A 1,183-nucleotide genomic window follows, 5' to 3' on the forward strand; every position below is an offset into this window, starting at 1 on the left:
TCAGCCTACGCACTTGAACCTGGACAACCGTCGCCAGGCCCACCTAGCCTTCTCCGTCCCCCCATCGCAATTGTAAGAAGTACGGGAATATTAACCCGTTTCCCATCGACTACGCCTTTCGGCCTCGCCTTAGGGGTCGACTTACCCTGCCCCGATTAACGTTGGACAGGAACCCTTGGTCTTCCGGCGAGGAGGTTTTTCACCCCCTTTATCGTTACTCATGTCAGCATTCGCACTTCTGATACGTCCAGCATGCGTTACCACACACCTTCAACCGCTTACAGAACGCTCCCCTACCCAATATACAAAAGTATATTGCCGCAGCTTCGGTTTACTACTTAGCCCCGTTACATCTTCCGCGCAGGCCGACTCGACCAGTGAGCTATTACGCTTTCTTTAAATGATGGCTGCTTCTAAGCCAACATCCTGGCTGTCTGAGCCTTCCCACATCGTTTCCCACTTAGTAGTAATTTGGGACCTTAGCTGGCGGTCTGGGTTGTTTCCCTCTCCACGACGGACGTTAGCACCCGCCGTGTGTCTCCCGGATAGTACTTACTGGTATTCGGAGTTTGCAAAGGGTTGGTAAGTCGGGATGACCCCCTAGCCTTAACAGTGCTCTACCCCCAGTAGTATTCGTCCGAGGCGCTACCTAAATAGCTTTCGGGGAGAACCAGCTATCTCCAGGTTTGATTGGCCTTTCACCCCTAGCCACAAGTCATCCGCTAATTTTTCAACATTAGTCGGTTCGGTCCTCCAGTTGATGTTACTCAACCTTCAACCTGCCCATGGCTAGATCACCTGGTTTCGGGTCTATATCCAGAGACTGAACGCCCAGTTAAGACTCGGTTTCCCTACGGCTCCCCTAGATGGTTAACCTTGCCACTGAATATAAGTCGCTGACCCATTATACAAAAGGTACGCAGTCACAGGACAAAGCCTGCTCCTACTGCTTGTACGTACACGGTTTCAGGTTCTATTTCACTCCCCTCACAGGGGTTCTTTTCGCCTTTCCCTCACGGTACTGGTTCACTATCGGTCAGTCAGTAGTATTTAGCCTTGGAGGATGGTCCCCCCATATTCAGACAGGATATCACGTGTCCCGCCCTACTCGATTTCACTGAATATGCGTCGTCAGTTACGGGGCTATCACCCTGTATCGCCAAGCTTTCCAGCTTGTTCACCT

The 1,183-nt window shown here is 51.5% G+C and carries 1 rRNA gene; it reads right to left on the reverse strand.

From position 1 onward, the window contains the following. A 23S ribosomal RNA gene (locus tag NL645_RS23065) occupies window positions 1–1,183 on the reverse strand; the annotation flags it as partial.

Origin of the sequence: Vibrio sp. Y51_MX_L26 (assembly GCF_024181935.1) — a bacterium.
GTDB classification, from domain to species: domain Bacteria; phylum Pseudomonadota; class Gammaproteobacteria; order Enterobacterales; family Vibrionaceae; genus Vibrio; species Vibrio diabolicus.